Source organism: Citrobacter koseri ATCC BAA-895, from assembly GCF_000018045.1.
In the GTDB taxonomy this organism is placed as follows: domain Bacteria; phylum Pseudomonadota; class Gammaproteobacteria; order Enterobacterales; family Enterobacteriaceae; genus Citrobacter_B; species Citrobacter_B koseri.
The window spans coordinates 100,434-123,697 of the sequence record NC_009792.1; the positions used below are offsets into that span (position 1 = coordinate 100,434).

The window sequence follows — 23,264 nt, forward strand, 5'->3', positions numbered from 1 at the left end:
TTTACGTCAGTAGTTTTTGTAAATGAATCAGTAGTCTGTCTATTGCCCGATAGCCCACAGCCTCCTGCAAATGCAGGCGCGTAATATTCTCCGTTTGTTCCAGATCGGCAATGGTACGGGCAACCTTCAGTAAGCGCTGCCAGGCTCGTATAGACAATCCCAGATGTATCAGCGTCTCCTCCAGCCAGTGCGCATCATCACTGTGTAGAGAGCAGTATTTTCGTATACCCTGGCTGTCCAGATGGGCGTTTAGCTTCCCCTGTCGTTCGTACTGGCGTTTCCGTGCGGATATCACCCGTACTTTCACTGTAGCGCTGTCCTCGCCTTTAACCGCTGCCTGACTGAGTATACCGGGTGGTGGCAGGGGAATTTCGAGCGAGAGATCGAATCGATCGAGAAAGGGGCCGGATAAACGGCTGAGGTAGCGCAACGTCTGTTCCGGGCTACAGCGATTATGGTTCCCCTGATAGTGACCGGTCGGACTGGGATTCATTGCTGCAATCAGTTGGAAGCGCGCAGGATAGGTGATCTTTGCCCGGGTGCGCGAAAGGTGTATCTGACCAGACTCAATAGGTTCACGCAGCGCATCCAGCGTGCGTCGCTCAAACTCAGGCAGTTCATCCAGAAACAAAATACCGTTGTGCGCCAGCGATATTTCTCCTGGCGCGGGTATTGAACCTCCCCCCACCATTGCCGTTAATGATGCGCTGTGATGAGGTGAGCGGAAAGGACGCCGTTTCCACTGCCTTTGTACCGTATCGGCGTTCACCAGGCTGAGAATCGCCGCGCTTTCCAGCGCTTCTTTGTCACTTAATGATGGCAGTAGCCCATTAATGCGGCTGGCCAGCATGGTTTTTCCCGTACCTGGCGGGCCTATCAGCAGCAGGTTGTGCCCTCCTGCGGCCGTGATTTCCAGGCCTCGTTTCCCCTGTTCCTGACCGATAACATCACTGAGATCGTCATGCAGTAAACAGGCGTCAGAATCGGTAGAGACTGGTTTCTCAAGATCCAGTTTCCCTTCCAGAAATGCGCATACCGTTTGCAGATGATCTGCAATCAGGCATCCCTCTCCGCTGATTAGCCCAACTTCTGTTGCATTCTCTTTTGCAACAATGATATGTCTGCCTGCCCGAATTGCCTCGGTTGCACTGGATATCGCGCCTGGAACGCCACGTAACGCACCTGTAAGGGCCAGTTCGCCCACCAGTTCATATTCATTAAGCTTATTTGTTGTAAGTTGCTCTGACGCCGCCAGAAGCGCAATTGCGATAGGTAAATCATATCTTCCGCCCTCTTTGGGTAAATCTGCCGGGGCCAGATTAATGGTGATTTTCTTCGCCGGAAATTCATACCCGCTATTGATGATTGCGCTGCGAACCCGATCCCGGGCCTCCTTTACCGTCGTTTCAGGTAGCCCAACCATTGTTAAACCCGGCAGGCCATTACTGATATGCACCTCGATGGTTATTGGGGGCGCATTAACGCCAAGTGCGGCGCGTGTGTGAACAATCGACAGTGACATAATTCCTCCCGTTGAGAGAATTATGCTGCATTAAAAACCAGGAATATCCTGCACGATCGTTAACTTTCGGCGCGTATTCCGGTAATTTTATCGCCTTTTCAAAATATGCTTTGCTGTTCGGAAGCGTGCTCGCAAAAAATCACAGATGCGAAAAAAAGATGGGGGTTGCTGCTGTTTATGAGGCAAAAAGTGAAAATTTTTCATTTCCTGTTTTTTGTATAAAAAACAATGATTTTTTGCTAAACCGTTAGCTGCGTCAGAAAAATGAAAATAAAAATATCTTGTGCTATTGGCGAAAGCTATGGTAACTCTTTAGGCATTCCTTCGAACAAGATGCAAGAATAGACAAAAATGACAGCCCTTCTACGAGTGATTAGCCTGGTCGTGATTAGCGTGGTGGTGATTATTATCCCACCGTGCGGGGCTGCACTTGGACGAGGAAAGGCTTAGAAATCAAGCCTTAACGAACTAAGACCCCCGCACCGAAAGGTCCGGGGGTTTTTTTTTGACCTTAAAAACATAAACGAGGAGCAGATAATGACTAATAGCATAAAATTCTGTTTCTCCAGATTTACGGCGGGGATGTAGCTATGAATGGGGCACAGTGGGTGGTACATGCTTTGCGAGCACAGGGCGTTGAAACCGTTTTTGGTTATCCCGGTGGCGCAATTATGCCGGTTTACGATGCGTTGTATGACGGCGGCGTGGAACATCTGTTGTGTCGTCACGAGCAGGGTGCGGCGATGGCGGCAATCGGCTATGCGCGTTCAACGGGCAAAACGGGCGTCTGTATCGCCACGTCCGGCCCTGGCGCTACCAATTTGATCACCGGTCTGGCTGACGCACTGTTAGATTCCGTGCCGGTTGTGGCCATCACGGGTCAGGTTTCCGCTCCGTTCATCGGAACGGACGCTTTTCAGGAGGTTGATGTGCTGGGGCTGTCGTTGGCATGTACGAAGCACAGCTTCCTCGTGCAGTCGCTGGAAGAGCTGCCGCGCATCATGGCTGAGGCTTTCCGGGTTGCGAACTCGGGTCGTCCTGGCCCTGTTCTGGTTGATATCCCCAAAGATATCCAGTTAGCCAATGGTTCACTGGAGCCGTATTTCACCACCGTTGAAAACGAAACGGCTTTCCCGCACGCGGACGTTGAGCAGGCGCGTCGGATGATGGCGCAGGCGCAAAAACCGATGCTGTACGTGGGCGGCGGCGTAGGCATGGCGCAGGCCGTACCCGCGCTGCGCGAATTTATCGCTGCGACGCAAATGCCGGTGACCTGCACGTTAAAAGGCCTGGGCGCGGTGGATGCCGACTATCCGTATTATCTCGGTATGTTGGGGATGCATGGCACTAAAGCGGCAAACTTCGCTGTTCAGGAGTGCGATCTGCTGATTGCCGTAGGGGCACGTTTTGATGACCGGGTGACGGGCAAGCTGAATACCTTTGCGCCGAGCGCCAGCGTGATACACATGGATATCGATCCGGCGGAAATGAACAAACTGCGTCAGGCGCATGTCGCGTTGCAGGGCGATCTGAACGCATTATTGCCCGCGTTACAGCAACCGTTAAATATTGACGCCTGGCGTCAGCACAATGCTGAACTGCGTACTGAGCACGCCTGGCGTTACGATCATCCCGGTGAAGCCATCTATGCGCCGCTGCTGTTAAAACAGTTGTCGGAACGTAAACCCGCAGACAGCGTGGTGACAACGGATGTGGGCCAGCATCAGATGTGGTCTGCGCAGCATATGACGTACACTCGCCCGGAGAATTTCATCACCTCCAGCGGCTTAGGTACGATGGGTTTTGGCCTGCCTGCGGCGGTTGGCGCGCAGGTTGCGAGGCCGAATGATACCGTTATCTGTATCTCCGGTGACGGCTCTTTCATGATGAATGTACAAGAGTTGGGCACCGTAAAACGCAAGCAGTTGCCGTTGAAGATTGTCTTACTCGATAACCAGCGGTTAGGCATGGTTCGACAATGGCAACAACTGTTTTTCCAGGAACGATATAGCGAAACCACCCTTACCGATAACCCCGATTTCCTCATGTTAGCCAGCGCCTTCGGCATTCCTGGCCAACACATCACCCGTAAAGACCAGGTTGAAGCGGCGCTCGACACCATGCTGAACAGTGATGGGCCATACCTGCTTCATGTCTCAATCGACGAACTTGAGAATGTCTGGCCCCTGGTGCCGCCTGGCGCCAGTAACTCAGAAATGCTGGAGAAATTATCATGATGCAACATCAGGTCAATGTGGCAGCTCGCTTCAACCCGGAAACGTTAGAACGTGTTTTACGCGTGGTTCGCCACCGTGGTTTTCAGGTGTGCTCCATGAATATGGAAGCCGCCACCGATGCGCAAAATATAAATATCGAATTGACCGTTGCCAGCCCCCGGTCGGTCGACTTACTGTTTAGTCAGTTAAGTAAACTGGTAGATGTTGCACATGTTGCTATCTGCCAGAGCACAACCACATCACAACAAATCCGCGCCTGAGCGCAAAAGGAAGAAAAATGACGACGAAAAAAGCTGATTACATCTGGTTCAATGGTGAGATGATTCGTTGGGAAGATGCGAAGGTTCATGTGATGTCCCACGCACTGCACTACGGTACTTCCGTGTTTGAAGGGATCCGTTGCTACGACTCTCACAAAGGTCCAGTGGTGTTCCGCCATCGTGAACACATGCAGCGTTTGCATGATTCAGCCAAAATCTATCGTTTTCCCGTCTCCCAGAGCGTTGATGAGCTGATGGAAGCCTGCCGCGATGTTATCCGTAAAAACAACCTGACCAGCGCATATATTCGTCCGCTGGTGTTTGTGGGCGATGTGGGGATGGGCGTTAACCCGCCTCCGGGGTACAGCACTGACGTCATCATCGCGGCGTTCCCGTGGGGCGCATACCTGGGCGCAGAAGCGCTGGATCAGGGGATCGATGCGATGGTTTCTTCCTGGAACCGCGCAGCGCCAAATACCATTCCGACAGCGGCAAAAGCGGGCGGTAACTACCTTTCTTCACTGCTGGTAGGGAGTGAAGCGCGTCGTCATGGCTACCAGGAAGGTATCGCGTTGGATGTGAATGGTTATATTTCCGAAGGCGCAGGCGAAAACCTGTTTGAAGTGAAAGATGGCGTGTTGTTTACCCCGCCGTTTACCTCCTCCGCGCTGCCAGGTATTACCCGTGATGCGATCATCAAGCTGGCGAAAGAGCTGGATATCGAAGTGCGTGAGCAGGTGCTGTCTCGCGAATCTCTGTATCTGGCGGACGAAGTGTTTATGTCCGGTACTGCGGCAGAGATCACACCGGTTCGCAGCGTGGACGGTATCCAGGTAGGCGAAGGCCGCTGCGGTCCGGTCACTAAACGTATTCAGCAAGCATTCTTTGGCCTCTTCACCGGTGAAACCGAAGATAAATGGGGCTGGTTGGATCAGGTAAATCCATAAATTAAAAATAAATGGGACGGCACGCACCGTCCCATTTAACAGACAGACACTGGGAGTAAATTACGCATGCCTAAGTATCGTTCCGCCACAACCACACATGGTCGCAATATGGCGGGTGCCCGCGCGCTGTGGCGCGCCACCGGGATGACCGATGCCGATTTTGGCAAACCGATCATCGCTGTCGTGAACTCATTCACCCAGTTTGTGCCGGGTCACGTTCACCTGCGCGATCTCGGTAAACTGGTCGCCGAACAGATTGAAGCCGCTGGCGGCGTCGCCAAAGAGTTCAACACCATTGCCGTGGATGATGGCATCGCTATGGGTCACGGGGGCATGCTGTATTCACTGCCGTCTCGCGAACTGATCGCCGACTCGGTGGAGTACATGGTGAACGCCCACTGTGCGGATGCGATGGTCTGTATCTCCAACTGCGACAAAATCACCCCAGGGATGCTGATGGCCTCGCTGCGCCTGAACATTCCGGTAATTTTTGTCTCCGGCGGCCCGATGGAAGCCGGGAAAACCAAACTTTCCGATCAGATCATCAAGCTCGATCTGGTTGATGCGATGATTCAGGGCGCGGACCCGAAAGTTTCTGACGATCAGAGCAATCAGGTCGAACGCTCCGCCTGCCCGACCTGTGGGTCGTGTTCCGGGATGTTCACCGCTAACTCAATGAACTGCCTGACGGAAGCGCTGGGCCTGTCGCAGCCGGGCAACGGCTCGTTGCTGGCAACCCACGCCGATCGCAAGCAGCTGTTCCTCAATGCCGGTAAGCGCATTGTTGAGCTGACTAAACGTTACTACGAGCAGGATGACGCTTCCGCACTGCCGCGTAATATTGCCAGTAAAGCGGCGTTTGAAAACGCCATGACGCTGGATATCGCTATGGGCGGTTCGACCAACACCGTTTTACACCTGCTGGCGGCGGCGCAGGAAGCGGAAATCGACTTCACCATGAGTGATATCGACAAGCTTTCCCGCAAGGTTCCACAGTTGTGTAAAGTCGCGCCAAGTACGCAGAAATACCACATGGAAGACGTCCACCGCGCAGGCGGCGTGCTGGGTATTCTGGGCGAGCTGGATCGCGCCGGGCTGATGAATCGCGATGTAAAAAACGTGCTGGGTCTGACGCTGCCGCAAACGCTGGAGCAGTACGACGTTATGGTCAGCCAGAATGAAGCGGTAAAACAGATGTTCCGTGCAGGCCCGGCGGGTATCCGCACGACGCAGGCGTTCTCGCAGGATTGCCGCTGGGATTCGCTGGATACCGACCGCGCCGAAGGCTGCATTCGCTCGCTGGAACATGCCTACAGCAAAGATGGCGGTCTGGCTGTGCTCTACGGTAACTTTGCTGAAAACGGCTGTATCGTAAAAACCGCAGGCGTGGATGACAGCATCCTGAAATTTACCGGCCCGGCGAAAGTCTATGAAAGCCAGGACGATGCGGTTGAGGCGATCCTCGGCGGTAAGGTGGTTGCCGGTGATGTGGTGGTTATTCGCTACGAAGGGCCTAAGGGTGGGCCTGGTATGCAGGAAATGCTCTATCCGACCACCTTCCTGAAATCGATGGGGCTGGGTAAAGCCTGTGCGCTGATCACCGATGGCCGTTTCTCCGGCGGCACGTCTGGCCTCTCTATCGGTCACGTCTCACCGGAAGCGGCCAGCGGCGGTAATATTGCCATCATCGAAGATGGCGACATGATTGCTATTGATATTCCAAACCGTGGTATTCAACTGCAACTGAGCGATGCGGAAATCGCCGCGCGTCGCGAAGCGCAGGAAGCCCGTGGTGATAAAGCCTGGACGCCGAAAGATCGTCAGCGTCCGGTCTCCTTTGCGCTGCGTGCTTATGCCAGCCTGGCGACCAGCGCCGATAAAGGCGCGGTACGCGATAAATCGAAGCTGGGAGGTTGATGATGGCCGAGTCGCAACCCCTGTCAGCCGCCCCGGAAGGGGCGGAGTACCTGCGTGCGGTACTCCGCGCGCCGGTATATGAAGCAGCGCAGGTGACGCCGCTGCAAAAAATGGAAAAACTTTCTTCGCGCCTCGACAACGTTATTCTCGTGAAGCGTGAAGACAGGCAGCCTGTACACAGCTTCAAGCTGCGCGGAGCCTACGCGATGATGGCGGGGCTCACCGAAGAACAAAAAGCCCACGGCGTTATCACCGCATCGGCGGGTAACCATGCTCAGGGCGTGGCGTTCTCCTCCGCGCGTTTGGGTGTGAAAGCATTGATTGTGATGCCGCTGGCGACCGCCGATATCAAAGTGGACGCGGTGCGCGGGTTTGGCGGGGAAGTGCTGCTGCACGGCGCGAACTTTGATGAAGCGAAAGCAAAAGCTATCGAGCTGGCGCAACAGCAGGGCTTCACCTGGGTTCCGCCGTTCGATCATCCGATGGTGATTGCCGGGCAGGGCACGCTGGCGCTGGAACTGCTCCAGCAGGATGCGCATCTCGACCGCGTATTCGTGCCGGTTGGCGGTGGTGGACTGGCGGCAGGCGTAGCGGTGCTCATCAAACAACTGATGCCGCAAATCAAAGTGATCGCCGTTGAAGCGGAAGATTCGGCCTGCCTGAAAGCGGCGCTGGATGCCGGTCATCCGGTGGATCTCCCGCGTGTGGGGCTGTTTGCCGAAGGCGTGGCGGTTAAACGTATCGGCGATGAAACCTTCCGTCTGTGCCAGGAATATCTCGACGACATTATCACCGTCGACAGCGATGCGATTTGCGCAGCGATGAAAGATCTGTTCGAGGATGTGCGTGCGGTGGCGGAACCTTCCGGTGCGCTGGCGCTGGCGGGGATGAAAAAATACATCGCCCAACACAATATTCGCGGCGAACGCCTGGCGCATGTGCTTTCTGGCGCGAATGTGAACTTTCATGGTCTGCGCTATGTGTCTGAACGCTGCGAGCTGGGTGAACAGCGCGAAGCGCTGCTGGCGGTGACTATCCCGGAAGAGAAAGGCAGCTTCCTGAAGTTTTGTCAGCTGCTGGGCGGCCGTTCCGTTACCGAATTTAACTACCGTTTTGCCGACGCTCAAGATGCCTGCATTTTTGTCGGCGTCCGTCTGAGCCGTGGACTGGAAGAGCGCAAAGAGATTCTCGCGCTGCTGCATGAAGGCGGCTACAGCGTGGTGGATCTCTCCGACGACGAAATGGCGAAACTGCATGTGCGCTATATGGTTGGCGGACGCCCATCGAAACCGTTGCAGGAACGTCTGTACAGTTTCGAATTTCCAGAGTCGCCCGGCGCGCTGCTGAAGTTTCTGCACACGCTGGGAACGCACTGGAATATTTCGCTGTTCCACTATCGCAGCCACGGCACCGACTATGGTCGTGTGCTGGCGGCATTTGAACTGGGCGAAAACGAGCCTGATTTCGAAACCCGGCTGAATGAGCTGGGCTATGAGTGCCACAACGAAAGCGATAACCCGGCGTTCCGGTTCTTCCTGGCGGGTTAGGGTGTTCGGGAAAATGCCTGATGGCGCTGCGCTTATCAGGTCTACGTTCTTTTGAGCCGTAGGCCGGATAAGGCGCTTGCGCCGCCATCCGGCTAGTGGTTGGGCAGAATGTTCCAGAACGCATCAATAAGCGGCTCATGCAGCCGCTTTTTTTGTGCGCAAACGCCCAGCTCAAACGGCGTTTTCTCGTCGCTGCGCTCCAGGATCATCACGCGGTTACGCACGGGTTCAGGGCTATTTTCCAATACCACTTCCGGCAGCAGCGCCACGCCGCAGCCGAGCGCGACCATCGACACCATCGCTTCATGTCCACCGACCGTCGCGTATATCGACGGATTGCTGATTTTCTGACGGCGGAACCACAGCTCAATACGGCGACGCACTGGGCCTTGATCGGCCATGATAAACGGCACTGTTGACCAGTCGGGTTTATCCACTGAGACCTGATTTCGCACCGGGCAAGGCAATGCGGGAGCTATCAGCACCACCGCCAGATTCTCCAGCATTGAAAACGCGACCGCGCCGGGCAGGGTTTCCGGTTTACCGGCAATCGCCAGATCCGCCTCGCCCGTCACCACTTTTTCCATCGCATCGGCGGCATCGCCGGTGGTGAGTTTGATTTCCACAGAGGGATGCTCCGCCCGGAAACGGTCAAGAATGGGCGGCAGATGGCTATAAGCGGCGGTGACCGAGCAGAAGATATGCAGCTCGCCCGACAGCGACGGGCCTTGTTGGTCGATGGTGTGGCGTAACTGCTGATACTGCAACAGCGTTTGCTGGGCAAACGTTCGCAGCTCTTCTCCCGCTTCGGTGAGCGTGACGGTACGGTTATCGCGAATGAACAGCGGCTGGCCGAGATCCTCTTCGAGGCGTTGAATCTGCCGGGAGAGCGTGGAAGGGCTAACGTGCATTGCCCGCGCGCTGCGGCCAAAATGGCGACTTTCCGCCAGATGCAGGAAGGTTTTCAGATCGCGTAAATCCACTGGCTTTACTCCCGATGTCTACGTTGCAGAAATTGCAATGTGATGTTGTGAATATATCAATTTCCGCAATAAATTTCCTGTCATATAGTGAGTTCATTCTCTCTTGCAAAGACACGGCAAGCGAACCGAACAATAAGCACGACACAACATCATGGAGTTACAGATATGGCTAACTACTTTAATACACTGAATCTGCGCCAGCAGTTGGCGCAACTGGGTAAATGTCGCTTTATGGGCCGCGATGAATTTGCCGATGGCGCGAGCTACCTTCAGGGTAAAAAAGTGGTCATCGTCGGCTGTGGCGCTCAGGGGCTGAACCAGGGCCTGAACATGCGTGACTCCGGTCTGGATATCGCCTACGCCCTGCGTAAAGAGGCGATTGCCGAAAAACGTGCTTCCTGGCGTAAAGCGACCGAAAACGGCTTCAAAGTGGGGACTTACGAAGAGCTGATCCCGCAGGCTGATCTGGTGGTTAACCTGACGCCGGACAAACAGCACTCCGACGTGGTGCGTTCCGTACAGCCGCTGATGAAAGACGGCGCGGCGCTGGGTTATTCCCACGGTTTCAACATCGTGGAAGTGGGCGAGCAGATCCGCAAAGACATCACCGTGGTGATGGTGGCGCCGAAGTGCCCGGGTACTGAAGTCCGTGAAGAGTACAAACGTGGTTTCGGTGTACCGACGCTGATCGCCGTTCACCCGGAAAACGATCCGAAAGGCGAAGGGATGGCTATTGCCAAAGCATGGGCGGCGGCAACTGGCGGTCATCGTGCGGGTGTGCTGGAGTCCTCCTTCGTGGCGGAAGTGAAATCTGACCTGATGGGCGAGCAGACCATCCTGTGCGGTATGCTGCAAGCGGGTTCTCTGCTGTGCTTCGATAAGCTGGTGGAAGAAGGTACCGACCCGGCATATGCGGAAAAACTGATTCAGTACGGCTGGGAAACTATCACCGAAGCGCTGAAGCAGGGCGGCATTACGCTGATGATGGATCGTCTGTCCAATCCGGCAAAACTGCGTGCTTATGCGCTGTCTGAACAGCTGAAAACCATCATGGCGCCGCTGTTCCAGAAACACATGGACGACATCATCTCCGGTGAATTCTCCTCCGGTATGATGGCGGACTGGGCGAACGACGATAAGAAACTGCTGACCTGGCGTGAAGAGACCGGTAAAACCGCATTCGAAACTGCGCCGCAGTATGAAGGTAAAATCGGTGAGCAGGAGTACTTCGATAAAGGCGTACTGATGATCGCGATGGTGAAAGCGGGCGTTGAGCTGGCATTCGAAACCATGGTGGATTCCGGCATCATCGAAGAGTCTGCGTACTATGAGTCACTGCACGAACTGCCGCTGATCGCCAACACTATCGCCCGTAAGCGTCTGTATGAAATGAACGTGGTTATCTCTGATACCGCCGAGTACGGCAACTACCTGTTCTCTTACGCTTGCGTACCGTTGCTGAAAGCGTTCATGACTGAAATTCAACCGGGCGATCTGGGTAAAGCGATTGCTGAAGGCGCGGTTGACAACGCACAGCTGCGTGATGTGAACGAAGCGATTCGTGGCCACGCTATTGAGAAAGTGGGCCAGAAACTGCGTGGCTATATGACCGATATGAAGCGTATTGCGGTCGCTGGTTAAACAGGTTGTCGGGTGGCGCTAGCGCTTACCCGACCTACAAAAAGCCATTATTTCGTAGGCCTGATAAGCGAAGCGCCATCAGGCAAAAAAGCCCGGAGTATGAACCTCCGGGCTTTTTATTAGTTGCGATACAGCACCTTAATGATGTGGTATCCGAACTGGGTGTGCAGTGGGCCGGTTGGTTCCAGCACCGGGCAGGAGAAGACCACTTTGTCGAACGCCGGAACCATCTGGCCCTGACGAAACTCACCTAAGTCACCGCCTCTTTTGCCTGACGGGCAGATAGAGTGCTTTTTCGCCAGTTTGCCAAAGTCGGCGCCATTCTTGATTTGTTCCAGAAGATCCAGCGCCAGCTTCTCTTCTTTTACCAGGATATGCAGTGCTGCTGCGGTTTTCGCCATTATTTCGCTCTCATGTCTCAAAGGTTGCCCGCCACTTTATCATTCCTTAGGGCGTCGGACATATACTCTTCGCCATCGCAGGACAGATGTCCCACCGGGTTTAATGAACCGGGAGATGAACGACACTTTTATCAGACATATTCCCTCTGCAACAGGACAGCCGTCCTGTCTTTCCATCTCAGGAGAGAGATAACATGAGCTCAATGAAAAACGCAGAATTTTCAGGCGACTGGCTGACAGGGCTAACCCAAATCGTACGCGATCCGCAGCTGTATGAGCTGCTCAAATATTGCCCGCTGGACATCATGCAGCGCTGGCGCGTTGAGGAAATACCTCGCGGAGCGCTGATTTGCCGTCAGGGCGACATTTGTCGGCAATTCTCGCTGATTGTTTCCGGTGAGGTGGATGTCTTTTACGAAGCTGAAGACGGGCGCCGTTATCGGCAGGCACATTACCGCAAAGGCGACATGCTGGGCGAGCTGGAGATTTTTGAGTCGCGGCATTACATCTGTTCGGTGATGGCGGTTGGTAGCGTTCAGTTGTTAAGCCTGCCGCAGGCGGATTTTCATCGCTGGCTGGCGCTGGATAACCATTTTAACCAGCGGATGCTGCGCTTTTTCAGCCAGCAATATTATCAGTTGTCGAAAAAGGCCAGCAGCGACAATTTGTACTCGCTGTATCAACGGGTTTGCCAGGCATTATGGCAGCGATATCAACATGATGAATCGACCACGATTTTGCTGGATAAACAAAATCTCAGTCAGGAATTTGCGGCGACGACGCGCAGTATCAACCGTATTTTGCACGATCTGAAATCGCTGAAAATTATTGATACCGACGGTGAGCGGATCGTCTTATTAGCCCCTGAAAAACTGAAACAGGAGGCGGAGATCTGAGTCCCTCAGCACAGTAAGGAGACAGAAGATGCAACCCCATATTCGATTAAGCAATAGCATGACCGGTGCGCGGTATGCGCTATTGCCCGGCGATCCTGAGCGGGTGGACAGGATCGCCCACTTTCTTGATAACCCTGAGATACTGGGGCAAAACCGGGAATTTCGGGCGGCGCGCGGCACATATAAAGGGATTGAGATTCTGGTGCTGTCGACGGGAATCGGCGGGCCATCAACGGCCATTGCCATTGAAGAGTTACGGCAGATTGGCGTGGACACGCTGATTCGCATCGGTAGCTGTGGGGCATTGCAGGATACGCTGGCGCTGGGCGATCTGATTATCGCCAACGGTGCGGTCGCCGATGACGGCACCAGCAAAACCTACGCGCCAGCCTGCTATCCGGCCTGCGCAGACCCGCAGCTTATCGCCACGTTGATCCAGCAGGCGAAGCAGATGAACATTCCTGCGATTTGCGGGCTGGTGCGCAGCCACGACAGCTTTTATACCGATCGTGAAGCTGAACTGGATGCGGAATGGTCAGCGCGCGGTATTCTCGGGGCGGATATGGAAACGGCGGCGCTGATGGTGGTCGGCGCACTACGTGGGCTGCGTACGGCGTCGTTGCTGAACGTGGTCGTTGCCCACAACGGCTGTCTGGACAGCAGTATTAATGATTATGTTCAACAGGAAACGCTGTGTCTGCGGGGTGAAGAACGTCAGATTTCCCTGGCGCTACAGGTCATTTATTTCGATAGCCAGCAAGGAGAGCAATGATGGACTTTTTCAGTATTAACAATGTGATGGTCAACATTCCTCTCGGCGAAGGCGGGTATGCGCTGTCGTGGATTGAGGCTATCGGCACGGTCTTTGGTTTATTGTGCATCTGGTGCGCCAGCCGGGAAAAAATCATCAATTACCTGTTTGGTCTGATTAACGTCACCCTGTTTGCTGCGATCTTTTTCCAGATTCAGCTATATGCCAGCCTGCTGCTTCAGGTGTTCTTCTTTGCCGCCAATATCTATGGCTGGTATGCGTGGAGCCGTCAGAATGAGGCGCAAGAGGCGGCGCTGAAGGTGCGCTGGCTCTCCCGCCAGCAAACGCTGGTGCTGAGCGGTGTGTGTATTGTCGCCATCCTGCTGATGACGCGGTTTATCGACCCGGTGTTCGCCATGCTGACCCATATTATGCTCGGGATGCTGCAAACGGTAGGAGTTCAGGTGGCGATGCCAGAGCTACAGCCGGACGCGTTCCCGTTCTGGGATTCCACCATGCTGGTGCTGTCGATCGCGGCGATGGTGCTGATGACTCGCAAATATGTGGAAAACTGGCTGCTGTGGGTGCTTATCGACGTCATTAGCGTGGTGATTTACGCAGTACAGGGCGTCTATGCGATGTCGCTGGAGTATGTCCTGCTAACGGCGATTGCGATTATGGGATCGTACAGCTGGATCCTGAGCGCAAAACGCAACGGCTATGCGCCGCTTGCTGCCAGCGCCTCCTGATTAACGCTTTCCAGGCTGTCTGAAAGGGCAGCCTGTTACTCCCTCGGCCCTGCTTTCTGCTACAATCCTTCCCCCGTTCGAAGATTGAGCAATATTCCCATGCGTTTAAACCCCGGCCAACAACACGCTGTCGAATTCGTCACCGGCCCCTGCCTGGTGCTGGCGGGCGCGGGTTCTGGTAAGACTCGCGTTATTACCAATAAAATCGCCCATCTGATTCGTGGTTGCGGCTATCAGGCGCGCCATATTGCGGCAGTGACCTTTACCAATAAAGCGGCACGTGAAATGAAAGAGCGTGTCGGGCAAACGCTGGGGCGTAAAGAGGCGCGCGGGCTGATGATCTCCACTTTCCATACGCTGGGGCTGGATATCATCAAACGTGAATATGCGGCGTTGGGGATGAAATCGAACTTTTCGCTGTTTGACGATACCGATCAGGTCGCATTGCTGAAAGAGCTGACTGACGGTCTGATTGAAGATGACAAAGTTATCTTGCAACAGCTGATCTCGACGATCTCTAACTGGAAAAACGATCTGATGACGCCCGCTCAGGCGGCGGCAAGCGCAAAAGGGGAGCGCGACCGCATCTTCGCTCACTGTTATGGTCTGTACGATGCGCATCTGAAGGCCTGCAATGTGCTCGATTTTGACGACCTGATTCTATTGCCGACGCTGCTGCTACAGCGTAATGAAGAGGTGCGCGAGCGCTGGCAGAACAGGATTCGCTATCTGCTGGTGGATGAATACCAGGATACCAACACCAGTCAGTATGAACTGGTGAAGCTGCTGGTGGGAAGCCGCGCGCGCTTTACGGTGGTGGGTGATGACGACCAGTCGATCTACTCCTGGCGCGGCGCGCGTCCGCAAAACCTGGTGTTGTTGAGTAAGGATTTCCCGGCGCTACAGGTGATCAAGCTGGAGCAGAACTATCGTTCCTCCGGGCGCATTCTGAAAGCGGCGAATATCCTGATTGCCAATAACCCTCACGTCTTTGAAAAGCGCCTCTTTTCTGAACTGGGCTATGGCGCGGAACTCAAGGTGCTGAGCGCGAACAATGAAGAGCACGAGGCCGAACGCGTTACCGGCGAGCTGATTGCCCATCACTTTGTGAATAAGACTGAATACAAAGATTACGCCATTCTGTATCGCGGGAACCACCAGTCGCGGGTGTTTGAAAAATTCCTTATGCAGAACCGTATTCCCTACAAAATTTCTGGCGGCACGTCGTTCTTCTCCCGCCCGGAGATTAAAGACCTGCTGGCCTATCTGCGCGTACTGACCAACCCGGATGATGACAGCGCTTTCCTGCGGATTGTGAATACGCCAAAACGAGAAATCGGCCCGGCCACGCTGCAAAAGCTGGGCGAATGGGCGATGACGCGCAACAAGAGTCTGTTTACCGCCAGTTTTGATGTGGGGCTGAACCAGACGCTGACCGGGCGCGGCTATGATTCACTGACCCGCTTCACCCATTGGCTGGGGGAAATTCAGCGTCTGTCGGAGCGTGAACCGATTGCCGCCGTGCGCGATCTCATCCACGGTATTGATTACGAATCCTGGTTGTATGAGACCTCGCCGAGCCCAAAAGCGGCGGAAATGCGCATGAAGAACGTCAACCAGCTGTTTAGCTGGATGACCGAAATGCTTGAAGGTAACGAACTTGACGAACCCATGACGCTCACCCAGGTGGTGACGCGCTTTACGCTGCGCGACATGATGGAGCGTGGTGAAAGTGAAGAAGAGTTGGATCAGGTACAGCTCATGACGCTGCATGCCTCGAAAGGGCTGGAGTTCCCGTACGTGTTTATGGTGGGGATGGAAGAAGGATTCCTGCCGCACCAGAGCAGCATTGACGAAGACAATATCGATGAGGAGCGCCGTCTGGCCTATGTGGGGATCACCCGCGCGCAGAAAGAGCTGATCTTCACGCTGTGCAAAGAGCGTCGTCAGTACGGCGAACTGGTGCGCCCGGAACCAAGCCGCTTTTTGCTGGAACTGCCGCAGGACGATCTTATCTGGGAGCAGGAGCGTAAAGTGGTAACGGCCGAGGAGCGGATGCAGAAAGGGCAGGCCAGCATAGCCAATATCCGCGCCATGATGGCGAAAGCAAAAGCAAAGTAAGTATTTTCCAGACCGGATAAGCGTAAGCGCCATCCGGCAGCCAGCATCTAATGAACGTCCAAAGGCCAGTGGACATAGCTTTGCCACTGGCTTTCCTGATCGATCAACTCTTTACCCAGCGGGTGATGCTCCAGCCACCCTTGCGGCAAGGTTAACGTCAGATTCTCATCCTGCGCCTGCAACGTAATCTGTGGCACCAGATCGTCACGGCGACGGCTGGCAAAAATGATCGCCAGACGCAACAGGCGACAAAGATGTTCAGCGACGCGCGGCGGCACCGCATTCTGCTGGTGGAGGGAAGAGAGGTCGATCGGGTTGGTCTGATTTAACAACAGGGTGGCTAACAGCTTCTTTTGCGCGGGGGTGAATCCCGGTAAATCCAGATTACGCACCAGATAAGCCGCGTGCTGCGGCGCCTGTTTAAAATCAACGCTCAGGCCGATTTCATGCAGCTGACAGGCACTGGTCAGGAGTTCGCGACTGATCGGCTCAAGATGCCACTTATCTTCCACCTGATCGAGAAAGTTTACCGCCAGATCCGCTACGCGATGCGCCTGTTCGGTATCGACCATAAACCGACGCTGAATGTTACGCAGCGTGCGGCTGCGAATATCCTGATCCACCGCCAGATGCAGCATGCCATACACCAACCCTTCGCGCAGCGCTCCGCCCGCAAGCGTCATACACTGGATGTCCAGTTCGGTGAAAATCGCGATCAGAATGGCCAGACCGCTGGGGAATACCAGCGCGCGTTCCAGCGTTAACCCTTCAATTTCCAACTCTTCCAGACGGCCGCAATGAATTGCGCGTTGCTTCAGCTGTTGAAGTTTCGCCAATGTGATGCGCTCATCCATGCCCTGCGCCATCATGATTTCCTGCAACGCCTGGACGGTGCCAGACGCGCCTACGCAGACTTTCCAGCCATGCTTGCGTAGCTCATCGGCGACCGGACGTAGCACTTCACGCGCGGCTTTTTCCGCTTCATCGAAGTTTTCTTGCGCCAGATTACGATCGGTAAAGTAGCGTTCAAGCCAGGTGACGCAGCCCATTGACAGGCTAAACAGAGAGGTGGTTTGTGCGCCGGTTCCGGTGACCAGTTCGGTGCTGGCGCCGCCAATATCGACCACCAGACGCTGATCGGCGCCGCCGGTGGTATGGGCAACACCCTGATAAATCAGCCGCGCTTCTTCTTCGCCGCTAATGACCTGGACAGGACAACCGAGGATCTCCTGCGCTTTGGCGATAAACTCGCCCGCATTGACGGCGAGACGCAGCGTTGCCGTGGCGACGACGCAGATTTGCGGTTGAGGAATATCCTGTAGGCGTTCAGCGAAAAGGCGCAGACATTGCCAGCCGCGCTCCATCGCTTCAGCGGAAAGCGAATTATCACTGTTCAGGCCCGCAGCCAGACGCACCTTGCGCTTAATTCGCGTGAGCGTCTGGATGCTTCCAGCCACCTCGCGTACAACCAGCATATGAAAACTATTGGAACCGAGATCAATTGCGGCATACAGCGAAGTGGAAGTGAGCATATATTACGTTAACCTGAACGACGACGATTACGCGGCGCGCCGGTGCGACGCGGTCCATTGCCTGGGCGCGAGCGCGTCAGGCGCAACGGCTTCGGCAAATTGGTCATCAGCGCTTCCGGGTTATATTTGCTGACCGGGATAGAGTGACCAATATAAGCCTCAATGGCAGGCAGGTTCAGCGCGTACTCTTCACAGGCCAGGCTGATAGAGTGACCGCTCGCTCCTGCGCGACCCGTACGTCCGATACGGTGAACGTAGTCTTCGCAGTCATCCGGCAGGTCATAGTTAAAGACGTGCGTTACGGCCGGAATGTGCAGACCGCGCGCGGCAACGTCGGTTGCGACGAGGATATCGAGATCGCCACGGGTAAACTCGTCGAGAATACGCAGACGTTTTTTCTGCGCAACGTCGCCGGTCAACAGGCCGACACGATGACCGTCAGCTGCCAGATGCCCCCAGATGTCTTCGCAGCGGTGCTTGGTATTGGCGAAAACAATGGCGCGATCCGGCCACTCTTCTTCGATCAGCGTTTGCAGCAAACGCATCTTCTCTTCGTTAGAAGGGTAGAAGAGCTCTTCTTTAATACGGTGGCCTGTCTTTTGTTCCGGTTCCACTTCAACATATTCGGCGTTGTTCATCTGCTCGAACGCCAGTTCGCGAACACGGTAAGAGAGGGTTGCGGAGAACAGCATGTTCAGACGCTGATTGGCCGGCGGCATGCGGCGGAACAGCCAGCGGATGTCTTTAATAAAGCCCAGATCGTACATGCGATCGGCTTCATCCAATACGACGACCTGAATGGCGCCGAGGTTAATGTGGTTTTGTTTCGCGTAGTCGATCAGACGACCCGTGGTGCCGATCAGAATATCGACGCCGCTTTCCAGCACTTTCAGCTGTTTGTCGTAGCCGTCACCGCCGTAGGCCAGGCCTAATTTCAGGCCGGTGGTCTGCGCCAGCGGTTCCGCATCGGCGTGGATCTGCACGGCCAACTCACGCGTCGGCGCCATAATTAAGGCGCGCGGCTGGTTCACCTTGCGATCGTCAATCGCGGGATGAGAGAGAAGATAATGAAACGAAGACGTCAGGAACGCCATCGTTTTTCCGGTTCCGGTTTGCGCCTGCCCTGCGACATCACGACCCGCCAGTGTTAGCGGGAGGGCCAATGCCTGAATGGGCGTACAATTATGAAACCCTTTATTTTCAAGGGCTTCTATCACCTTTGGGTGCAGGGCGAAGTCGGAAAACTTCTGTTCTGTTAAATGTGTTTTGCTCATAGTGTGGTAGAATATCAGCTTACTATTGCTTTACGAAAGCGTATCCGGTGAAATAAAGTCAACCTTTAGTTGGTTAATGCGACATCAACACGTCGTTGATGAAGGCGAAACCAACACACCAGGCTTATTCCTGTGGAGTTATTATGAGCGATAAAATTATTCACCTGACTGACGACAGTTTTGACACGGATGTACTCAAAGCGGACGGGGCTATCCTCGTTGATTTCTGGGCAGAGTGGTGCGGACCGTGCAAAATGATCGCCCCGATTCTGGATGAAATCGCTGACGAATATCAGGGCAAATTGACGGTTGCTAAACTGAACATCGACCAAAACCCAGGCACCGCGCCGAAGTATGGTATCCGTGGCATCCCGACCCTGCTGTTGTTCAAAAACGGTGAAGTCGCAGCAACCAAAGTGGGCGCACTGTCCAAAGGTCAGCTGAAAGAGTTCCTCGACGCCAACCTGGCGTAAGACGGAAGTTTCATGTTCGGGTGGCCAGCATTCTAAATTATTCGGATGACTGGACGCCCGGCTTGAGTCGTGCTAACTTAGTGTTGACTTCGTATTAAACATACCTTATTAAGTTTGAGTCTTGTTTTTTCCAACGCTTCCCGTTTTTTCTCGCGCGAGAAGTGAACAGATTCCTGGCTTGTCACTCAATCCGTCTTGTCGTTTCAGTTCTGTGTACTTTCCTGTGACCAGACAGCGAACAGACATGAGTTGGTGGCCGTAAACAGGCATGGATGATCCTGCCATACCATTCACAACATTAAGTTCGAGATTTACCCCAAGTTTAAGAACTCACACCATTATGAATCTTACCGAATTAAAGAATACGCCGGTTTCTGAGCTGATCACTCTCGGCGAAAATATGGGGCTGGAAAACCTGGCTCGTATGCGCAAGCAGGACATTATTTTTGCCATCCTGAAGCAGCACGCAAAGAGTGGCGAAGATATCTTTGGTGACGGTGTGCTGGAGATATTGCAGGATGGATTTGGTTTCCTCCGCTCTGCAGACAGCTCCTACCTCGCCGGTCCTGATGACATCTACGTTTCTCCCAGCCAAATCCGCCGTTTCAACCTCCGCACTGGTGACACCATTTCTGGTAAGATTCGCCCGCCAAAAGAAGGCGAACGTTACTTTGCGCTGTTGAAAGTTAACGAAGTTAACTACGACAAACCTGAAAACGCCCGTAATAAAATCCTCTTTGAGAACTTAACGCCGCTGCACGCGAACTCACGTCTGCGTATGGAACGTGGTAACGGTTCTACTGAAGATTTAACGGCTCGCGTACTGGATTTGGCTTCCCCGATTGGCCGTGGTCAGCGTGGTCTGATCGTCGCACCGCCGAAAGCGGGTAAAACTATGCTGTTGCAGAACATCGCGCAGAGCATTGCTTACAACCACCCTGACTGCGTACTGATGGTGCTGCTGATCGACGAACGTCCAGAAGAAGTAACCGAAATGCAGCGTCTGGTAAAAGGTGAAGTGGTTGCTTCCACCTTCGACGAACCGGCATCCCGTCACGTTCAGGTTGCTGAAATGGTAATCGAGAAGGCGAAGCGTCTGGTTGAACACAAAAAAGACGTCATCATTCTGCTCGACTCCATCACTCGTCTGGCTCGCGCCTACAACACCGTGGTGCCGGCTTCTGGTAAAGTCCTGACCGGTGGTGTGGACGCCAACGCCCTGCACCGTCCGAAGCGTTTCTTCGGCGCGGCGCGTAACGTGGAAGAGGGCGGCAGCCTGACCATTATCGCAACGGCGCTGATCGACACCGGTTCTAAGATGGATGAAGTGATCTACGAAGAGTTTAAAGGCACCGGTAACATGGAGCTGCACCTCTCCCGTAAGATCGCTGAAAAACGCGTCTTCCCGGCTATCGACTACAACCGTTCCGGTACGCGTAAAGAAGAGCTGCTCACCACTCAGGAAGAGCTACAGAAAATGTGGATCCTGCGCAAAATCATCCATCCGATGGGTGAAATCGACGCGATGGAATTCCTCATTAACAAGCTGGCAATGACCAAGACCAACGACGACTTCTTCGACATGATGAAGCGTTCGTAAGTCCGGCTGATACCGAAAACGCCACGTTTTTACGTGGCGTTTTTCTTTTACGATTTATCTGATCTGTTAGTCAAATAAACAAGTCATCATCACATTCATTATGTGGAATTGCTGTGGGCTGTATAAACTACGAGTGGTCGAAAGTGTAATGTTCTGAATGCTCTCTTCTAGAGACAGACGTAACGCATTATACTTTAAGGAAATGATATATGCTGAGAGCACATACACTGTGAATTTACTCGCTGCTTTATCTGAGCTAATCAGTATTTTTTTATTCACAACCATTTTTATTTTTCTTGCGCGAAAAGTAGCCATCAAGATAGGTTTAGTGGATAAACCCAATTTTCGTAAACGGCACCAGGGGGTGGTTCCTTTGGTTGGCGGGATTTCTGTGTTCGCAGGAATCAGCTTTATGTTTGCTCTCTCGGATTACTATATTCCGCACGCATCGTTATACCTTTTTTCTGCTGGTGTGCTGGTTTTGGTCGGCGCATTGGATGATCGTTTTGACATTAGCGTGAAAATTCGCGCTGTGGTACAGGCCGCTATTGCTGTTGTCATGATGGTGATAGGGAAACTCCATCTCAGTAGCCTGGGGTATATTTTCGGTCCCTGGGAATTGGTGCTCGGCCCCTTTGGCTATTTCCTCACGCTCTTTGCCGTCTGGGCGGCGATCAATGCTTTCAATATGGTTGATGGTATTGATGGCTTACTTGGCGGGCTGTCCAGCGTCTCATTTGCCGCAATGGGACTGATTCTGTGGTTTGATGGGCAGACGAGTCTGGCGGTATGGTGTTTCGCCATGATCGCCGCGATTCTGCCCTATATCATGTTAAACCTTGGTGTTCTGGGGCGTCGTTATAAAGTCTTTATGGGCGATGCGGGCAGTACGCTGATTGGCTTCACGGTCATCTGGATCCTGCTGGAAACCACGCAGGGTAAAACGCATCCTATCAGCCCGGTTACTGCGCTGTGGATTATTGCGATTCCATTGATGGACATGGTGGCGATTATGTATCGTCGCCTGCGTAAGGGCATGAGCCCCTTTTCTCCCGATCGCCAGCATATTCATCATTTGATCATGCGTGCAGGGTTTACTTCCCGACAGGCATTTGTTCTCATTACGCTCGCCGCTGCGATTCTGGCTTCCATTGGCGTTGCCGCAGAATATTCCCATTTTGTTCCAGAATGGGTCATGTTGGTGCTCTTTTTGCTAGCATTCTTCCTTTACGGTTACTGCATTAAGCGTGCCTGGAAGGTGGCGAGATTTATTAAGCGTGTGAAGCGCAGACTACGCAGAAACCGTGATAACAATCCAACAATAACCAAGTAAATTGAGGATGCGATGACACAACCATTACCGGGGGCACACGCCGTGAGCGCTGAAAATGAACTGGATATTCGTGGGTTGTTTCGTACCTTGTGGGCTGGGAAGCTATGGATTGTGGGAATAGGGCTGGCTTTTGCGCTTATTGCGTTAGCGTATACGTTTTTTGCCCGTCAGGAGTGGAGCGCAACGGCGATTTCCGACCGCCCCACCGTCAATATGCTGGGCGGCTATTACTCCCAACAGCAGTTTTTGCGCAACCTTGATATCAAAGCCAGCCTCGCGCCGGCCGATCAGCCTTCGGTAATGGATGAAGCGTATAAAGAGTTCGTCATGCAACTGGCGTCCTGGGATACGCGTCGCGATTTCTGGCTACAGACCGATTATTACAAGCAGCGCATGGTTGGCAACAGCAAAGCCGATGCCGCGATGCTGGATGAAATGATCAATAACATTCAGTTCACGCCAGGCGATTTCACTCGCAACACCAATGATAGCGTGAAGCTGATTGCGGAAACGGCGCCCGATGCCAACAACCTGCTTCGCCAGTATGTGGCGTTTGCCAGCCAGCGTGCGGCGAGCCATCTGAATGATGAGTTAAAAGGCGCATGGGCCGCGCGGACTATCCAGATGAAAGCGCAGGTTAAACGCCAGGAAGAGGTGGCGAAAAGCATTTTCTCTCGTCGTGTTCATAGCATTGAACAGGCGCTCAAAATTGCCGAACAGCATAATATTTCTCGTACGGCTACCGATGTTCCTGCCGATGAATTACCCGACTCTGAGCTGTTTTTGCTTGGCCGCCCTATGCTACAAGCGCGTCTTGAAAACCTTCAGGCTGTCGGTCCGGCATTCGATCTGGACTATGATCAAAACCGGGCCATGTTGAACACGCTGAACGTGGGGCCGACGTTGGACCCGCGTTTCCAGACCTATCGTTATTTGCGCACGCCGGAAGAACCGGTAAAACGCGATAGCCCGCGCCGTGCTTTCCTGATGGTTATGTGGGGCATTGTTGGGGCGCTGATCGGGGCTGGCGTCGCATTAACCCGCCGCCGCGCGATTTAGCAACATCTCAGCAGTGAGGGG

Annotated in this window: 22 protein-coding genes; 17 read left to right on the forward strand and 5 right to left on the reverse strand. The window is 53.9% G+C overall.

Annotated features, from left to right (window positions below):
- Position 1: 1 nt before the first annotated feature.
- The gene (locus tag CKO_RS00480) at positions 2–1,522 is read right to left on the reverse strand and encodes a YifB family Mg chelatase-like AAA ATPase (RefSeq protein WP_012131116.1); all 1,521 of its coding nucleotides are present in this window, start codon (positions 1,520–1,522) and stop codon (positions 2–4) included.
- 351 nt (positions 1,523–1,873) lie between these two features.
- Here CKO_RS00480 and ilvL point away from each other — a divergent pair, with 351 nt between their 5' ends.
- From ilvL to ilvA, 7 genes are all read left to right on the forward strand, one after another.
- Positions 1,874–1,972 (forward strand): ilv operon leader peptide, encoded by a 99-nt coding sequence (gene ilvL, locus CKO_RS00485; RefSeq protein WP_001311244.1) that lies wholly within the window; start codon positions 1,874–1,876, stop codon positions 1,970–1,972.
- An 87-nt stretch (positions 1,973–2,059) separates the two neighbouring features.
- On the forward strand, positions 2,060–2,110 hold the full coding sequence (gene ilvX, locus CKO_RS23745) for a peptide IlvX (RefSeq protein ID WP_202401504.1): 51 nt from the start codon (positions 2,060–2,062) through the stop codon (positions 2,108–2,110).
- Positions 2,111–2,112: 2 nt separating this feature from the next.
- Positions 2,113–3,759, forward strand: a complete 1,647-nt coding sequence (gene ilvG, locus CKO_RS00490; protein WP_012131118.1) for an acetolactate synthase 2 catalytic subunit — start codon at positions 2,113–2,115, stop codon at positions 3,757–3,759.
- Positions 3,756–4,019 (forward strand): acetolactate synthase 2 small subunit, encoded by a 264-nt coding sequence (gene ilvM, locus CKO_RS00495; RefSeq protein WP_012131119.1) that lies wholly within the window; start codon positions 3,756–3,758, stop codon positions 4,017–4,019. The genes ilvG and ilvM overlap by 4 nt, the downstream gene beginning before the upstream one ends.
- A gap of 17 nt (positions 4,020–4,036) precedes the next feature.
- Positions 4,037–4,966: a branched-chain-amino-acid transaminase gene (gene ilvE / locus CKO_RS00500; protein ID WP_012131120.1), complete on the forward strand. Its 930-nt coding sequence runs from the start codon at positions 4,037–4,039 to the stop codon at positions 4,964–4,966.
- 66 nt (positions 4,967–5,032) lie between these two features.
- Complete coding sequence (ilvD, locus tag CKO_RS00505) at positions 5,033–6,883, forward strand: dihydroxy-acid dehydratase (protein ID WP_024130091.1); 1,851 nt, start codon at positions 5,033–5,035, stop codon at positions 6,881–6,883.
- Between the two features lie 2 nt (positions 6,884–6,885).
- Entirely contained in the window at positions 6,886–8,430 is a 1,545-nt protein-coding gene (gene ilvA / locus CKO_RS00510) for a threonine ammonia-lyase, biosynthetic (protein ID WP_024130092.1), read from the forward strand.
- A gap of 92 nt (positions 8,431–8,522) precedes the next feature.
- On the opposite strand, the gene ilvY is transcribed toward ilvA, so the two are convergent.
- The gene (gene ilvY, locus CKO_RS00515; RefSeq protein ID WP_024130093.1) at positions 8,523–9,413 is read right to left on the reverse strand and encodes an HTH-type transcriptional activator IlvY; all 891 of its coding nucleotides are present in this window, start codon (positions 9,411–9,413) and stop codon (positions 8,523–8,525) included.
- Positions 9,414–9,578: 165 nt separating this feature from the next.
- Here ilvY and ilvC point away from each other — a divergent pair, with 165 nt between their 5' ends.
- Entirely contained in the window at positions 9,579–11,054 is a 1,476-nt protein-coding gene (ilvC, locus tag CKO_RS00520) for a ketol-acid reductoisomerase (RefSeq protein WP_012131124.1), read from the forward strand.
- A 119-nt stretch (positions 11,055–11,173) separates the two neighbouring features.
- On the opposite strand, the gene ppiC is transcribed toward ilvC, so the two are convergent.
- The gene (ppiC, locus tag CKO_RS00525; protein WP_001140251.1) at positions 11,174–11,455 is read right to left on the reverse strand and encodes a peptidylprolyl isomerase PpiC; all 282 of its coding nucleotides are present in this window, start codon (positions 11,453–11,455) and stop codon (positions 11,174–11,176) included.
- Between the two features lie 194 nt (positions 11,456–11,649).
- Here ppiC and CKO_RS00530 point away from each other — a divergent pair, with 194 nt between their 5' ends.
- The 4 genes from CKO_RS00530 (at position 11,650) to rep (ending at position 15,972) form a co-directional block, all read left to right on the forward strand.
- On the forward strand, positions 11,650–12,351 hold the full coding sequence (locus CKO_RS00530) for a Crp/Fnr family transcriptional regulator (protein WP_024130094.1): 702 nt from the start codon (positions 11,650–11,652) through the stop codon (positions 12,349–12,351).
- A 28-nt stretch (positions 12,352–12,379) separates the two neighbouring features.
- The gene (locus tag CKO_RS00535) at positions 12,380–13,123 is read left to right on the forward strand and encodes a nucleoside phosphorylase (RefSeq protein ID WP_024130095.1); all 744 of its coding nucleotides are present in this window, start codon (positions 12,380–12,382) and stop codon (positions 13,121–13,123) included.
- Complete coding sequence (gene pnuC, locus CKO_RS00540) at positions 13,123–13,851, forward strand: nicotinamide riboside transporter PnuC (RefSeq protein ID WP_048902374.1); 729 nt, start codon at positions 13,123–13,125, stop codon at positions 13,849–13,851. Before CKO_RS00535 ends, pnuC begins: the two co-directional genes overlap by 1 nt.
- A 99-nt stretch (positions 13,852–13,950) precedes the next feature.
- Complete coding sequence (rep, locus tag CKO_RS00545; protein ID WP_012131130.1) at positions 13,951–15,972, forward strand: DNA helicase Rep; 2,022 nt, start codon at positions 13,951–13,953, stop codon at positions 15,970–15,972.
- Between the two features lie 47 nt (positions 15,973–16,019).
- Here rep and gppA read toward each other — a convergent pair whose 3' ends face one another.
- The gene (gene gppA, locus CKO_RS00550) at positions 16,020–17,504 is read right to left on the reverse strand and encodes a guanosine-5'-triphosphate,3'-diphosphate diphosphatase (RefSeq protein ID WP_012131131.1); all 1,485 of its coding nucleotides are present in this window, start codon (positions 17,502–17,504) and stop codon (positions 16,020–16,022) included.
- An 8-nt stretch (positions 17,505–17,512) separates the two neighbouring features.
- Complete coding sequence (rhlB, locus tag CKO_RS00555; RefSeq protein WP_012131132.1) at positions 17,513–18,778, reverse strand: ATP-dependent RNA helicase RhlB; 1,266 nt, start codon at positions 18,776–18,778, stop codon at positions 17,513–17,515.
- Positions 18,779–18,921: 143 nt separating this feature from the next.
- On the opposite strand from rhlB, the gene trxA reads away from it, so the two are divergent.
- The 5 genes from trxA (at position 18,922) to wzzE (ending at position 23,243) form a co-directional block, all read left to right on the forward strand.
- A complete protein-coding gene (gene trxA, locus CKO_RS00560; RefSeq protein ID WP_001280776.1) occupies positions 18,922–19,251 on the forward strand; it encodes a thioredoxin TrxA in 330 nt (109 codons plus the stop codon).
- A 169-nt stretch (positions 19,252–19,420) separates the two neighbouring features.
- The gene (locus CKO_RS23540; RefSeq protein WP_223849128.1) at positions 19,421–19,513 is read left to right on the forward strand and encodes a rho operon leader peptide; all 93 of its coding nucleotides are present in this window, start codon (positions 19,421–19,423) and stop codon (positions 19,511–19,513) included.
- Positions 19,514–19,591: 78 nt separating this feature from the next.
- Positions 19,592–20,851, forward strand: a complete 1,260-nt coding sequence (gene rho / locus CKO_RS00565; RefSeq protein WP_002437993.1) for a transcription termination factor Rho — start codon at positions 19,592–19,594, stop codon at positions 20,849–20,851.
- Positions 20,852–21,053: 202 nt separating this feature from the next.
- Complete coding sequence (gene wecA, locus CKO_RS00575; RefSeq protein WP_012131134.1) at positions 21,054–22,184, forward strand: UDP-N-acetylglucosamine--undecaprenyl-phosphate N-acetylglucosaminephosphotransferase; 1,131 nt, start codon at positions 21,054–21,056, stop codon at positions 22,182–22,184.
- Between the two features lie 12 nt (positions 22,185–22,196).
- Positions 22,197–23,243, forward strand: coding sequence for an ECA polysaccharide chain length modulation protein (gene wzzE / locus CKO_RS00580; RefSeq protein WP_012131135.1), 1,047 nt, complete (start codon positions 22,197–22,199; stop codon positions 23,241–23,243).
- Positions 23,244–23,264 lie beyond the last annotated feature (21 nt).